Origin of the sequence: Bacillus sp. Root920 (assembly GCF_001429445.1) — a bacterium.
GTDB lineage: Bacteria > Bacillota > Bacilli > Bacillales > Bacillaceae > Bacillus > Bacillus safensis.
Genome location: NZ_LMJV01000013.1, coordinates 23602 through 38667, shown reverse-complemented (window position 1 = coordinate 38667; position 15066 = coordinate 23602). Strand labels below are relative to the sequence as shown.

16 protein-coding genes are annotated in these 15066 nt (G+C 41.5%); all 16 read left to right on the top strand.

What is annotated here, in order from left to right; all coding sequences use genetic code 11:
* Nucleotides 1-11 precede the first annotated feature (11 nt).
* Nucleotides 12-1358, top strand: coding sequence for a phosphoglucosamine mutase (glmM, locus tag ASE42_RS17970; protein WP_034284242.1), 1347 nt, complete (start codon nucleotides 12-14; stop codon nucleotides 1356-1358).
* A 575-nt stretch (nucleotides 1359-1933) separates the two neighbouring features.
* Complete coding sequence (gene glmS / locus ASE42_RS17965) at nucleotides 1934-3736, top strand: glutamine--fructose-6-phosphate transaminase (isomerizing) (RefSeq protein WP_008360582.1); 1803 nt, start codon at nucleotides 1934-1936, stop codon at nucleotides 3734-3736.
* Between the two features lie 217 nt (nucleotides 3737-3953).
* Entirely contained in the window at nucleotides 3954-4310 is a 357-nt protein-coding gene (locus ASE42_RS17960; protein WP_056768506.1) for a DUF2200 domain-containing protein, read from the top strand.
* Between the two features lie 161 nt (nucleotides 4311-4471).
* A complete protein-coding gene (locus ASE42_RS17955; RefSeq protein WP_056768504.1) occupies nucleotides 4472-4663 on the top strand; it encodes a PLD nuclease N-terminal domain-containing protein in 192 nt (63 codons plus the stop codon).
* Nucleotides 4664-4678: 15 nt separating this feature from the next.
* Nucleotides 4679-5596, top strand: coding sequence for an ATP-binding cassette domain-containing protein (locus tag ASE42_RS17950; RefSeq protein WP_056768502.1), 918 nt, complete (start codon nucleotides 4679-4681; stop codon nucleotides 5594-5596).
* The gene (locus ASE42_RS17945) at nucleotides 5593-6357 is read left to right on the top strand and encodes an ABC transporter permease (RefSeq protein WP_056768500.1); all 765 of its coding nucleotides are present in this window, start codon (nucleotides 5593-5595) and stop codon (nucleotides 6355-6357) included. The genes ASE42_RS17950 and ASE42_RS17945 overlap by 4 nt, the downstream gene beginning before the upstream one ends.
* A gap of 102 nt (nucleotides 6358-6459) precedes the next feature.
* Complete coding sequence (locus ASE42_RS17940) at nucleotides 6460-6852, top strand: RidA family protein (RefSeq protein WP_056768497.1); 393 nt, start codon at nucleotides 6460-6462, stop codon at nucleotides 6850-6852.
* A 228-nt stretch (nucleotides 6853-7080) separates the two neighbouring features.
* Nucleotides 7081-7803: an ABC transporter ATP-binding protein gene (locus tag ASE42_RS17935; protein ID WP_056768495.1), complete on the top strand. Its 723-nt coding sequence runs from the start codon at nucleotides 7081-7083 to the stop codon at nucleotides 7801-7803.
* Entirely contained in the window at nucleotides 7796-9217 is a 1422-nt protein-coding gene (gene skfF, locus ASE42_RS17930) for a sporulation killing factor system integral membrane protein (RefSeq protein WP_056768493.1), read from the top strand. Before ASE42_RS17935 ends, skfF begins: the two co-directional genes overlap by 8 nt.
* Nucleotides 9218-9236: 19 nt before the next feature.
* Entirely contained in the window at nucleotides 9237-9752 is a 516-nt protein-coding gene (locus tag ASE42_RS17925) for a HEAT repeat domain-containing protein (RefSeq protein WP_041115347.1), read from the top strand.
* Nucleotides 9753-9909: 157 nt separating this feature from the next.
* Nucleotides 9910-10104 carry a hypothetical protein gene (locus ASE42_RS17920; RefSeq protein WP_025093543.1) on the top strand — a complete coding sequence of 65 codons (195 nt, stop codon included), beginning with the start codon at nucleotides 9910-9912 and terminating at the stop codon, nucleotides 10102-10104.
* Nucleotides 10105-10257: 153 nt separating this feature from the next.
* Nucleotides 10258-11385: a DUF418 domain-containing protein gene (locus tag ASE42_RS17915; protein WP_056768491.1), complete on the top strand. Its 1128-nt coding sequence runs from the start codon at nucleotides 10258-10260 to the stop codon at nucleotides 11383-11385.
* A gap of 168 nt (nucleotides 11386-11553) precedes the next feature.
* Nucleotides 11554-11925: a GntR family transcriptional regulator gene (locus ASE42_RS17910; protein ID WP_056768488.1), complete on the top strand. Its 372-nt coding sequence runs from the start codon at nucleotides 11554-11556 to the stop codon at nucleotides 11923-11925.
* A 5-nt stretch (nucleotides 11926-11930) separates the two neighbouring features.
* The gene (locus tag ASE42_RS17905; protein WP_041106119.1) at nucleotides 11931-12806 is read left to right on the top strand and encodes an ABC transporter ATP-binding protein; all 876 of its coding nucleotides are present in this window, start codon (nucleotides 11931-11933) and stop codon (nucleotides 12804-12806) included.
* Entirely contained in the window at nucleotides 12790-13395 is a 606-nt protein-coding gene (locus ASE42_RS17900; protein ID WP_041106121.1) for an ABC-2 transporter permease, read from the top strand. The genes ASE42_RS17905 and ASE42_RS17900 overlap by 17 nt, the downstream gene beginning before the upstream one ends.
* 282 nt (nucleotides 13396-13677) lie before the next feature.
* The gene (locus ASE42_RS17895) at nucleotides 13678-15066 is read left to right on the top strand and encodes an amino acid permease (protein ID WP_041106123.1); all 1389 of its coding nucleotides are present in this window, start codon (nucleotides 13678-13680) and stop codon (nucleotides 15064-15066) included.

Below are 15066 nucleotides of genomic sequence, written 5' to 3'. Positions count from 1 at the left end.
GCGATTGAAGCATGGGCAAGTACTTTGGAACTGATGGTGTAAGGGGTGTAGCGAATAGCGAATTAACGCCAGAGCTCGCATTTAAAGTTGGGAGATTTGGCGGCTATGTGCTCACGAAGGATAAAGAACGTCCAAAGGTACTCGTTGGTCGAGACACACGTGTATCTGGTCATATGTTAGAAGGAGCGCTTGTTGCAGGCTTACTTTCAATTGGAGCTGAAGTGATGCGTCTAGGTGTGATCTCAACACCTGGTGTGTCTTATTTAACGAAGGCAATGGATGCTGAAGCGGGTGTCATGATTTCTGCTTCACACAATCCAGTTCAAGACAACGGCATTAAATTCTTCGGCGGTGACGGCTTTAAGCTGTCAGATGAACAGGAAAACGAAATTGAGCAGCTGATGGATCAGCCAGTCGATCAATTACCACGCCCAGTTGGAGCCGATCTTGGAACGGTGAACGACTACTTTGAAGGCGGTCAGAAATACTTGCAATTCTTAAAGCAGACAGCGGACGAGGATTTCACAGGTATTCACGTGGCGCTTGACTGTGCACACGGTGCAACCTCTTCTCTAGCGACACATTTATTTGCAGATTTAGATGCTGATGTGTCTACAATGGGAACATCTCCAAATGGATTGAATATCAATGATGGTGTAGGCTCCACTCATCCAGAAGCACTTTCTGCTTTTGTGAAGGAGAAGGGTGCAGATATTGGTCTTGCGTTTGATGGTGACGGTGACCGTTTAATTGCAGTCGATGAAAAAGGTGATATCGTAGACGGCGATCAAATTATGTACATATGTGCACGTTATTTGAAGGATGAAGGCCGATTAAAGGATGACACCGTCGTGTCAACGGTTATGAGTAACCTTGGTTTCTATAAAGCGCTTGAGAAGCAAGGCATTAAGAGCATTCAAACAGCTGTTGGTGACCGCTATGTGGTCGAAGCGATGAAAAAGGATGGCTATAATGTCGGCGGCGAGCAGTCAGGTCATTTGATTTTCCTTGATTATAATACGACAGGTGATGGCATGCTTTCTGCGATCATGCTTGTGAATACGCTCAAAGCGACAGGGAAAACATTATCAGAGCTTGCAGCGGAAATGGAAAAGTTCCCGCAGCTTTTAGTGAATGTGAAAGTGTCTGATAAATATAAAGTAGAAGAAAATGAAAAAGTAAAAGCGGTGATCCAAGAGGTCGAAAAAGAGATGAATGGTGACGGCCGTATCCTAGTTCGTCCATCGGGGACAGAGCCGCTTGTACGTGTCATGGCAGAGGCGAAAACAAAAGAGCTGTGTAATGAATATGTGGCTCGAATTACAGCTGTTGTGAAAGAAGAAATGGGCATTGAGTAGTAGATGAAAGCAAACCGCTGGCAGCGGTTTGCTTTTTTTCGAATAAACGACATAATTGGATGGATCTATACGAATGATATAAGCGAGGGCAACTTGAAGCTGCCTTCATACATAGGAGAGCACATCAAAGGTAGAACGTGACAAGCCTCATCGCATATAGTGTAGGGAGGTCTCACTTTCTCAAATGAAGGGGATCACCCGCTAAATTGTGATTGACGGAGGTCAGACCTTATAGTACAATCATCCTTGTGTTACTGGATTTTTATTCTATCAGGAAAGGCAGGGTAGATGTTCAGGAACTCTCTTATAATTATAGCGCCCGAACTAAGCGATCGGACGAAAGATGCTTAGTTGACGAGGATGGAGGTTATCGAATTTTCGGCGGATGCCTCCCGGCTGATCAAAAAAAGAGATCACAGCCGTAAGTGTTTCTTTAAACCAAAGAGGTGACTCTTTGTACAAAGGGAATACACATGATCTCCCAAAATAAACATGTAGAGAGGGACGAAGAAATGTCCCTTCTATTTTAGTAGGCTTTCTTTGTCCCTTTCACATGATCGGGAGGAAGAATATTTATGTGTGGAATCGTAGGTTATATTGGTCAGAATGATGCGAAGGAAATCTTACTAAAAGGTTTAGAGAAGCTTGAGTACCGCGGGTATGATTCAGCAGGTATCGCTGTGGCAAACGAAGAAGGCGTGCATGTGTTCAAAGAAAAAGGACGTATCGCTGAGCTTCGTGAAGTCGTGGATGCAAACGTGGCATCTTCAGCAGGAATCGGACATACACGCTGGGCAACTCACGGTGTGCCAAGCCATCTAAATGCGCATCCGCATCAAAGTGCTTCTGGCCGTTTTACGCTTGTTCATAACGGTGTCATTGAGAACTATGTACAATTGACACGCGAATATTTACAAGACGTCACACTAAAAAGCGACACAGATACAGAGGTTGTTGTTCAAGTCATCGAACAATTTGTAAACAGAGGTCTTGATACAGAAGAAGCTTTCCGTCAAACGCTTCTTCAACTAAAAGGCTCTTACGCAATTGCCCTTTTCGATAACGAAAACAAAGAAACAATCTATGTGGCGAAAAACAAAAGCCCATTATTGGTTGGTTTCGGCGAAGATTTCAACGTTGTGGCTTCTGACGCAATGGCGATGCTTCAAGTAACAAACGAATATGCGGAATTAATGGATAAAGAAATGGTCATTGTCACAAAAGACGAGGTCATCATCAAAAACCTTGACGGTGATATCATGACACGTCCTTCTTATATCGCTGAGCTTGATGCAAGCGACATTGAGAAAGGCACATATCCTCACTACATGTTAAAAGAAACGGATGAACAGCCGCTTGTTATGCGCAAAATCATCCAAGAATATCAAGATGAAAACGGCAAGCTGTCAGTCGCTGGCGATATCGCAAGCGCAGTAGCAGAAGCAGACCGCATTTACATTGTGGCTTGCGGAACGAGCTACCATGCTGGACTTGTCGGTAAACAATACATTGAAGACTGGGCAAAAGTACCTGTAGAAGTCCATGTAGCAAGTGAATTCTCTTACAACATGCCGCTTCTATCGAAAAAGCCGTTGTTCATCTTCCTTTCTCAATCTGGGGAGACTGCGGACAGCCGTGCTGTACTTGTTCAAGTCAAAGAGCTTGGTCATAAAGCATTAACGATCACAAACGTACCAGGATCAACGCTTTCTCGTGAAGCGGACTTCACATTGCTTCTTCATGCAGGACCAGAAATCGCAGTGGCTTCAACAAAAGCCTACACAGCACAAATCGCTGTACTTGCAATCCTTGCATCCGTTGCAGCTGAATTAAATGGTCAATCTCTTGACTTTGATCTTGTGAAAGAGCTTGGTATTGTGGCAAACGCAATGGAAGCCCTTGTCGATCAAAAGGATGAAATGGAACAAATCGCTCGTGACTTCTTCACAGTGACACGTAACGCATTCTTTATCGGAAGAGGACTTGACTACTATGTGTGCCTTGAAGGTTCACTAAAACTAAAAGAGATCTCTTACATCCAAGCAGAAGGCTTTGCTGGCGGAGAACTCAAACACGGCACAATTGCTTTAATTGAAGAAGGCACACCGGTCATTGCCCTTGCAACGCAAGAGCACGTGAACCTCAGTATTCGCGGTAACGTCAAAGAAGTCGTTGCACGCGGAGCAAACCCATGTGTCATCTCACTAAAAGGTCTAGAAGACGAAGGCGACCGTTTCGTCCTTCCAGCTGTACACCCAGCACTTGCACCACTTGCATCTGTTGTTCCATTGCAGCTAATCGCTTACTATGCAGCCCTTCACCGCGGGTGTGATGTGGATAAACCACGTAACCTTGCGAAGAGTGTGACGGTGGAGTAGGTTTAAATAAAATCGGATTTTTGATACCCCTTTAGATATCGTTTCTAAAGGGGTATTTTTGTTTCATTAGAACTGGAACGTACGAAGATTTTTGATTAAGGGTACAATATTAGAAGATTTACATGGGTTATAATGTGCTAAGTACATTATAAATAGAATGCCAAACGCACCTTGCGCAGGTAATACAGGTTAAATAATAAAGAAAGAGAGCAGACACATGACCAAACCTAAAATTTACACAATGAGCTTTGCAAAAGTCTATCCTCTCTACATCGCAAAGGCAGAGAGAAAAGGACGAACAAAGGCTGAAGTCGATACGATTATTTGTTGGTTAACAGGGTACAGTCCAGAAGAGTTGCAGGAACAGGTGGATAAAAATACAGATATAGAAACATTTTTTGCCGAGGCTCCTGAGCTTCATCTTTCCCGCAGTTTAATTAAAGGAGTCATCTGTGGTGTACGGGTAGAGGACATTGAGGAAGAAACCATGAAGAACATTCGTTATCTAGATAAGCTGATTGATGAGTTAGCGAAAGGAAAGAAGATGGAAAAGATTTTACGAGGTACATCATGAGAATAACAAGCAAGCCCAGTGAACTAACCTTCACTGGGCTTTTTTATATTTATAGATCATTCGACCAATAAAAATAAAATCCATTTGAACGAATTCACTCTTCATGTCGTCAAAAGAAGTAATACCAAAACAAATTGGCGTTTGAAAAAGGAGTGGCTTGGATGGATATGAAGATGATATTACCTCTTATTTTGCTGCAAGCGATGTTGATGGTGATTGGTTTGTTTGATTTGTTGAAAAGAGACCCATCGAGAATCAGAGGAGAGTTGAAATGGGTTTGGGCGTTGGTGATCGTGTTTGTGGCGAGTGTCGGTCCTATTGTCTATTTGATTTTTGGTCGTAAATCATCTTAAAAGGGGGGGATTTGCTTGAATATGCTGGAGTGTCATGGGCTGACGAAATCGTATGGTCCGAATGAAGTTTTAAAAAATGTTTCGTTTTCTGTTGGGGAGGTTGGATGTGTTGGCTTTTTAGGAGCCAATGGAGCGGGGAAGACAACAACGATCCGGATTTTGACGGGACTTGCTCGTCCTACGTCTGGTGTCGTGAAGGTGGCGGGTATGGATGTGACAAAGGACATGGATCAAATCAGTCATGTGATAGGGTATTGTCCGCAGCATCCTGCATTTTATCAGGATATGACGGGGCAGGAGTGGATGCATTGGGGTGGCGGGTTATTTCATTTAGAGAAAAAAATCATTCGCTCCAAAACAGAGGAGCTGTTGAAGCTTTGCCGCATATATGAGGCGAAAGATCGTGCCATTGGCAGCTATAGCGGAGGCATGAAGCAGAGGCTTGCCATTGCACAAGCGCTTATCAACAGCCCGAAGGTTCTCATCTTGGATGAACCTGTGTCTGCACTTGATCCCATGGGGAGAAAAGACGTTCTGACATTGATTGAGCATCTGAAACAAGAGATGTTGATCTTTATGTCGACCCATATTTTAGATGACATTGAACGTGTGGCAGATCATATTATCATGATCAATAGTGGCAAAATTGAGATGTCTTCTTCCATGAAACAGATCAAAGAAGACTATATCCAGCCAGTGATTGAATTTCAATTAGAACAACAGAATACGAAATTAGTGGCTTTGTTAAAAGAGCGGCATTGGGTGGAGGAATGTATTGAGACAGAAAACGCTTATCAGGTGCGAGTGAACGATCAACAAATAGCATTGAAGGAGCTGCCTTGTCTCATCACTGAATCTGGCGGTGTTCTCCTCCATTATCAACTATCTAAGCTGACGCTTGAAGATATTTTCATGAAGGTTGTGAATGCATGATGATGTTGAAAAAGGAATTTAGGGAGTTATTCACTAGTTATAAAATGTTGTTTGTGCCAATCATTTTTACGATTTTAATGATTACGCAGCCTATTACGCTCAAAATGCTGCCGGATCTTCTATCGAAATCAGCTAATTTACCTGAAGGATCTACATTTTACATACCAGAGCCTAGTGCAGGAGAGGCTTTGGCGAGTGCATTGAGTAAATTTGATTCGCTAGGTGTGTTTATCCTGATTATGATCGTGATGGGGGCGATCGCTGGAGAGCGTGCCTCTGGAGTGACTGCGATGATTATGGTGAAACCGATCAGTCGAACGAGTTACTATGTCTCGAAAATATGCGCCTATGCCTGTTTGACTTTGTTTAGTTTGGTGGTGGCGGTGCTTGCCTCTGTTTATTATGTGGACATTCAATTTGGGCATGTGGATTGGGTCAATGTGTTAAAAGGAACACTTCTTTATTATCCAAATTTATTGCTGATTGTGGTATCGACCATTTGTGCTTCGGCGTTCTTTCAACGTTCTGTCACAGCTGGCGGTGTGTCGCTTTTGATCAACCTTATTCTGTTTACCGTACCTTCATTTTATGAAGAGACATTAGGGAAGTTTGCGCCTAAAGGCGTGACAAGTGCAGCCGAAGAGATGATTCATAAAGGGACTTATTCGGATCAGGCACTTACAAGTTTTCTAGGTGTATCGGTATTGATTGTTTTCTTTTTTCTCATAGGATGTTTTCTTTTTAGAAAACAAGAATTATAGCAGTATCTTCAGGTTTACTTTGAGCATAAAAATCTGAATACGGTTGAAAATTTGATATGATGATAAAAATTGACTGTATTTTCAGAAAAGGGGTTTTTATCAATGAGAACATCACGTAATCCTGAGACCATTCACCCGCCAGTTGCCCCATATACCCATCAAATAGAAACAACTGGACCACAGCGGTGGTTAACTCTATCAGGTCAGGTGGGAATGGAAGCGGATGGGACAATCCCCGAAAGTCCGTTGGAGCAGCTAGAGCTAGCGTTAGAGAATGTGAAACGAAATGTAGAAGCGGCAGATATGGCTGTGGAAGATATAACGAAACTAGTATTTTATCTCGTTGGAGAGTTCGATGCTGAGAGCAGGAAACAAATTATGGGGCAGTTTTTAGGCGATCATCTGCCTTGTATGACGATGATTTATGTGGTGGCTTTGGCTTCACCTGCTTTAAAGGTTGAGGTGGATGCTTGGGCGTGTCAGGAGATGGTATAGGGTTAATAGATAAAAGATTGGGATGCTGCCACCCAATCTTTTTTTATTTTGTACATAAACTATTTTCTTTTTCCGTTGTATATAGAATAGATTACCTCATTCCTATTACCTTGTTATTCCCTATATGGTAATATTAGGGTTAGTGAATAGTGGGTCTAATGACATTCGTTTTTAATTTTAACACACCATAGATAAGCATACATCACTCTAATAAAAGGGAGAGATTTGATGCCGTTCATGGAGATTCAGAATGTAAGCAAGCGATATAGCAATGGTGATGGGATAGAGGGTCTGTCATTTTCCATCGAAGCAGGTGAGGTTGTGGCGCTGCTTGGGCCTAATGGTGCCGGGAAGACGACAACGATTCGGTGTGTAACAGGTCTATATAAACCAGATGGAGGGGATATTCTCATAGAGGGTTTCCCGCCTGGTCATGCCCATGTCCAAAAACAAGTAGCTCTTATTCCTGATCAGCCGTATTTGTATCCAGATTTAACGGCTGCTGAACATGTTCAATTCCGTGCTCGTGGATATCATAAAGGCTTAAAACAGTTCAAGGAAAAGGTATATGAAGCGTTGAAAGAAGTAAATATGGAAGAGAAGATGAATGAACTGTGCGGAAGGCTGTCAAGAGGCCAAAAGCAGCGTGTCGTCTTAGCAGGAGCCATTGTTCAAGATGCCTCCCTTTTTATATTAGATGAACCGACTGTCGGGTTAGATATTCCGTCTAAACAGTGGCTGTCTAATTGGCTGAGACAAAAAAGCAGTCAAGGTGGGTCGGTCTTTGTGTCGACTCATAGTCTGGAGTTCGTTCTCGATACAGCCAGCAGGGTGGTATTGATTCGAGACGGTGCCATCATGAAGAGTATGGATGTTCCTCAAATAAAGGAAGAACAGGTTGAGTGGAGGGCAGAAGTCATTCAACTTCTGGGGGAGTGGTCAAGTGAATAACACACTCTCCCTTTTATGGATGAAATCTCAAAGGCGCTTGATCAGTAAAAATCAAGAAAAGAAAATGCCTTTTCTGATCTTACTTCTTTTCATAGCGGCAATTGGTTTTCAGCTAAGCGCAGTTTCAAGTATGGGTGATTGGGATACAAGTGCAGCAGGATGGATTATTGTCTGTTTGTTTGTTCTTTATACGGGTTTTGGTTTGTTTACGAATCGGCTGCCTAGTCAGATGAACGATATCACTTGGTTATATGGAAATGGCGCTTCTTTATGGACGGTTGTTATCAGTGTATGGATGTATCACATTTTCTGGCGAGGGGCTCTTTTCATTATCTCTGCTTTGGCTGCGGACCTTCTTCTGTTTTTTATGACACAGCAGTACCCGTTTCTGCTTGGAAAATCACTCATCCTGACAGGGCTGTTATGTTTGGTCGAAACTTGGATGATTGCGGTGTCTTGTGCCAGAACCATTCAAGTATACAAGCGTTTGCTCTTACTCGGTTTTGTATTGATGTTTTGCTTCTTTGCACTGCTTGTGTTGAATCAATTGATGATGAAACAGCCCTCATTGATGAACTTTGCTGATTCTTTGATGTTTCAATCTGGACGTATGATCGAAGAGTTCTCCATTCTTTCTGTCTTCATTTTTATTGGAGTGATGTTTCTATCTTTCATGATGATGTACAAGGCTAGTCATCGTTTAGAGATGAAGGAGTCTTTAGTCAAGGAAGCAGTATTTTGGGAGGAATTTGAGGGGAAACATATTCAATCAAGTCCAATTGTTCAAAAAAAGAGCAGGACATGGTGGGGACTTCCGGCATTAACGGGCATTTGGGCTTTTCTTTGGATTGAATTATTGCTGATAAAAAAGTATATGATTTTCCATGTACTATCTACTATGCTGTTAATTGGTACTTACTATGTCGTCTTTACTTATTTTTCAGATTGGCTGAATCTATTCTTGATCGTCATCGCGGCATCCGTTCTTTTTAGTTCATATTATGCAGGGATTGTAAGACACGCACAAACGGGAGTGCTCTACCTTTTTCCAGGTGCTTTATATCAAAAAATCATTCTGTTAGAGGTGTTTCAAACCTTTTGGCTGTATGCTTTCTACTTGATTTCTCTTTATTTGGTTGAGATTCAGGATGTATTGTATTGGACCTTATTTGGTGGAGGAGTTTATATATGGTTTTTGGCCATACGGCTCTTTACCTTTATGCAGCCTCTGAGAAGAGAAAGGAGTTTTGCTTTGGCCGCCTATTATCGATCATTGCTATTTGCGTTTGTGATCAGTGCGATGGTCATGATTAGCATTCATCTCATCACTGATGGCTTGTTGACTACAATTGTATCCCTAGCGGCTGGGGCTGGATTTTATGTGCTTTGTTATCGATACCGTGCGGTTCATTAAAAAGAGGAGTTGATTGTAAATGAAACCAGAAAATAAGCTGTCTCAATCCGTTCAACAATTGGCCAATACAAATGAAGTAACGATCGTTCAAGCAATAGGAGATTTAAGAAAATATGGAAAAGATGCAGTGCCCGTCCTTGTTGAGGCTTTAAAAGAAAAAGGCTCTCTGCGGAACATTGCAGCAGCTGTACTTGGTGAATTTGGAGCAGATGCGGGGGACGCAGCAGAACCGCTAGCTCGGCTATTAGAAAGTGACGAAGAAGATACAAGAATGGCCGCTGCCATGTCACTCATGAGGATTGGGAAACCTAGCTTGCCATTTCTTCTGGCACTTGCTAAACGTTATGAGGGACCTACTTGTTTCTGGGCATCATGGTGTATCTCTTGGATTGATCCATCAAAAATTGAAAAAAACATGTACGAGTGCTTAAAACAAGAACAAGAAAATCCAACAGGCAGCGTTACTCCTTTTGCTGCTGAGGAAGCATTAGGAAAAATCATCGCCTTTCAGTTAAAAGATAAGGGGGATGAATAGTGGGAACGCAGAAACTCAACTGGCCTGAGCATCTTCCTTGGATTTGCCCTTAAGATCAAAGGAGTTTTTAGGGTCAATGAATAGCTTGGAAAATGGGAGATACCGGCTGGTTAGAAAAACATTCATTTGGTTAGTAAGTATCAAGGAGGAGAGAGTGTTGTTTCAATCAAACAAAGAATTAAAAAGAAACGTCATTTTTTTCGCAGGTGTTGGAGCGGTTTTGCTGATTTTAATGATGCTGAAATGGTTGCCGATTTCTGCAGACTTGGAAATGGCGTTGATTTTATTCGGTTTGGGAATTTTGTTTTATTTGAAGCGTGTGCTGCGGGAAGAAGAAAGTCATAAGTCATAAGTATTTAGTATGATACCTAGAATATAGATTCTAGGTTTTTTTATTAAATTTACCTTAAAACGCACTTTTTCACATGGGGATGGAAACCATTTTTTTAAAAGTGTGGTAGGATAAATATGCTTTATCTTTATATTGTCCGAAGGAGCTGTCGTCTTGAAGGGATCTAGGGTTGAGTTAATTGATAGTTTACGTGGTTTTAGTTTATTAGGTATTTTGATTGTGAATATGCTTAATTTCCAATATGATTATGATTTTGAGAAAATGTTTGATTCGAGTTTTTGGGGACAGGAATTCGGTGTATATGTGACGGAAATTTTGTTCCAAGGGTCTTTTTATCCGATTTTTTCTTTTTTGTTTGGGTATTCTTTTATCAAGCTGATTGAATCGACGAAGGCCAAGGGATTAAATACGAATGCCATTGTCGTTCGCCGTGGTTTTGGTTTGATTGTGCTTGGGATGCTGCATTACATCTTTATTTGGAACGGTGACATTCTTCTTTATTATGGAGCTTGTACGTTTTTCTTGATGATGTTTTTGAGCAGCCGGATTAAAACAATGCTTATTTGGTCGGGTGTGTTAGGTGCGTTGTCATTAGTCGTTTTGCCATACATGATGAAATTTGTTTATGGGACTGATGATTTATTAACCGATGTGTATGCAAAAGGTGATTATGGGGATATTTTGCTCAGCCGGATTACGGTTGAAGACGATATGATGATTGTGACCATGATCCTAGCGATCGTGACCATTGCGCTTATGCCGATATTAGGTTTTCTTTTTGGTACGATCATGGTTGGCCCGTTTGCACTGCTTGGCATGGCGATCGGGAAAAAGGGTCATTTGACAGAAGAAGATCGAGGAATGGCTTATCGTAAAGGCTGGGTTTGGATGATTATCATCGGGCTCGTTTTAAAATGTGCGACGTTCATTGATGCTCCTTGGAGTGAATTGGTGATTACGCTGGGTGCCTATGTGCTGACGATTGGGTATATTCAAGCCTTTATTGTTTTCTACTATTCGAAGGCAGCCCAAGGTTTCAAACGCCTGCTTGCAGGGCTTGGCCGTTTGTCTCTCTCAAACTATTTGGCGCAGTCGATTATTTGTACAACGATTTTCTATTCTTATGGACTTGGTCTATTTGGACAATTGGGGTCAATGTTTGGGCTGCTGCTTGCTGTCGGACTGTACACAGCACAGCTGTTCATCAGCTACCTCTATTTGAAAAAATGGAGAAGAGGTCCTGTGGAGTGGCTTATGGGAAAATGGGTATATTGGAAATAAAGCATTTTGTTAAAGAACCGCATGGCTTAAGGGCTGTGCGGTTTTTTATTTTAAAAAAATGAGGAGAACATTTTTAAAATGGTTGAATATTCTTTCAGTGTGTATATAATGTATATATAGTGTATATACAATATTTTGTTCCAACTATCTGAAAAAAGAGGTTTTTATATGCAAATTACGATTTCAAACCATTCTAAGGAGCCTATCTATGAGCAAATTACGAATCAAATCAAATCGATGATTTTAACGGGTGAGCTTGAAGAAGGTGCAGCGTTGCCGTCTATTCGAAAGCTGGCGAAGGATTTACAAATTAGCGTGATTACAACAAAGCGAGCGTATGAAGAGTTAGAGAAGGCGGGATTTATTTATTCGATTGTAGGCAAGGGATCATTTGTTGCGGAACAAAACCTAGAAGTGATGAGAGAGAAGAAATTGAAGGTGATCGAGGAACAGCTTGGAGCAGTAGTCACAAACGGGAAAGAATTAGGCTTATCTTTTGATGAATTGCAGCAGTTATTAAAGTTCTTATATGAGGAGTGAGATGAGTGGAGCATGTGATTGAATTTAAAGGAGTATCGAAACAATTCAAGGATTTTTCCGTTCAGGATCTTGATTTACGGGTTAAGAAAGGCTTTGTCACAGGGTTTATTGGAGAGAATGGAGCGGGTAAGTCGACCACCATTAAAATGATCATGAATTTGTTAAAACCCGATTCAGGTGACATAAAAGTTTTTGGATTGGATTATCATACTCATGAAAAAGAGATTAAGGAACGAATCGGATTTGTTTACGATGCCAATGTTTTTTTTCCAGGGTTGAATTTAAAGGACATCAAACGGATTGTGGCTCCTGCCTATAAACGCTGGGATGACCAGCTTTTTGATCAATATATTGAACAGTTTGGTCTGCCGCTGAATAAAGCGATCAAAACATTTTCAAAAGGCATGCAGATGAAGGCTTCACTAGCGATTGCGCTGTCACATCATGCAGAGCTGATTATCATGGATGAACCAACTGCTGGTTTAGATCCGGTTTTTAGAAGAGAGCTGCTCAGCACGTTACAAGAATTGATGATTGATGGAAATAAGACGATCTTTTTCTCGACGCATGTGACGACTGATTTAGACCGGATTGCGGATTATATTGCGTTTATACAAAATGGAAGGCTGGTTTTTCAACAGTCGATTCATGAAGTGGCAGAGGGTTATGCGCTTGTGAAAGGAAGCCTGGAGTTATTGGATCGAGATACAGAAAAGGCCTTTGTCCATATCCAGCGTACAGCAGCCGGATTTGAAGCATTAACCGATCGGGTTGATGAGGTGAAACTTATTTTTGGGGATGCTGTTGTGATTGAACCGGCGTCGCTTGAGGATATCATGTTTTATTTGAAAGGCGGGGTTGCGCATGTTTCATTTAATTAAGCGTGATGTGATTTTGCAAAAGAAGCAGTTACTTATTTTTATTCCGTTTATCTTATTTTTTATTTTCATGGATGTCCATCCAGTATTGACGTTTATAGTCGCTAGTGTCTTCATTCCATTTAACACATATGCGTATGATGAAAAGGCAGAAACGAATATTCTATTAAATTCTTTGCCTTATACCCGGAATGAAATTATTGCCTCCCGTTATCTTGGTGCCGTTTTTTATATGGTCATTGCGATCGGGCTGACAAGTGCTGCATTACTTGTGTTTGGGAAGCTGTTTTCGATGTCAGATATTGCGATTGGTAGCGGGTTGTTTTTATTGTTCGCGGCGTGTACGTTTCCATTGTTTTATATCTTAAAGCCTGGCTATATCACAACGGCAGTGATCATTGGCTTTATCGTATTATCTGCTATGGGACCGCCTGTTGTTCTCTATTTAGCAGAGCAATTTAGTGGGCTCACTGATTTTATCATGAATTTATCGATCCCTGTTCTATATACGGGGTCAGCTGTGCTGATTATACTCTTCTACTTGCTGTCTTGGGGACTTTCTACTGTGATTTACCAGAGGAAAGTGTTTTAGGAAAGCAATTGCCGAAGTTCCTATAAATTTACAGAGCTTAGAAGACCGTGTGAGCGGTCTTTTTTTGAAGATTTTTCTGGTTATTGATTATATTAATATAAAATAATTTGAACTTACTTTTATGTCAGAATATTTTGTTAATAGTGTTTTCCTCAAAAAAACAATTGTTTTTTAAGGGTAGATTTATTATGATAATATACATCGAAAGATTGATGTTTCTCAATCAGAATGAAAATTCTGATTTTTATTTTTTATGTTGTTTGTTGATGAGGGGGAAGAAAAGTGGCTCAAAAGGAATTAAAGAGAGGGTTAAGTGCCCGCCATATTCAAATGATCGCTCTTGGCGGCACAATCGGTGTTGGCTTATTTATGGGGTCAGCGAAGGCCATTCAGTGGACAGGTCCATCGGTTCTTCTAGCTTACGCAGTGTGTGGTATTTTTATCTTTTTTATTATGCGTGCGATGGGAGAAATGTTATATCTTGAGCCGAGTACAGGGTCGTTTGCTACATTCGGGCATCAATATATTCATCCGCTTGCAGGGTATATGACGGCTTGGAGTAACTGGTTCCAGTGGGTCATTGTCGGAATGTCTGAAATTATTGCGGTTGGGGCTTATATGAAATATTGGTTCCCAGAGCTGCCTGCGTGGATTCCAGGGTTAATTGCGATGATCATTTTAGGAGCGGCCAATTTGATTTCGGTTAAGTCGTTCGGTGAGTTTGAATTTTGGTTTGCGATGATCAAAATTGTGACGATTATCTTGATGATTGTTGCAGGTTTAGGCATTATTTTCTTCGGTTTTGGAAATGGCGGGACTCCTATTGGGCTGTCTAACCTTTGGGCGCATGGCGGGTTCTTTACAGGTGGATTTAGCGGATTCCTGTTTGCATTGTCTCTAGTTATTGCTGCTTATCAAGGTGTCGAGCTCATTGGGATTACAGCGGGTGAGGCGCAAAATCCGCAAAAGACGCTGACAAATGCCATCAAAAGTATCATCTGGCGTATTTTGATTTTCTATATCGGTGCGATCTTTGTCATTGTGACTGTGTATCCTTGGGATCAGCTGAATACCCTTGGCAGTCCATTTGTGGCGACGTTTGCGAAGATCGGGATTACAGCAGCGGCTGGTATTATTAACTTTGTTGTCATTACAGCAGCGATGTCCGGCTGTAATAGTGGTATTTTCAGTGCGGGCCGTATGCTTTATACATTAGGTGTGAATGGTCAGGCGCCTGCTTTCTTTACGAAAATTTCGAAGAACGGTGTACCGTATTTTGGGACATTCGCTGTGCTGATTGGTTTAGCGATAGGAGTGGTCCTGAATTATGTTTCTCCGCCAAACATTTTTGTCTATGTGTATAGTGCGAGTGTCCTTCCTGGGATGGTGCCTTGGTTTGTCATTTTGATTAGTCATATCGGCTTCAGAAAGGCAAAGGGGGCAGCACTTGATCAGCACCCGTTCAAGATGCCGCTGGCGCCGTTTTCTAACTATCTTACAATCGGATTTTTATTGATGGTTCTTGTGTTTATGCTCATTAATCAGGATACGCGTATTTCTCTTATTGTAGCAATTGGGTTCTTGATTTTAGTTGCACTTAGCTTTTTTGTATTTGGAATTGGAAAACGAAAGCCGATTGAAACAGCTTCATCTAATCAAACGGTGAAATAA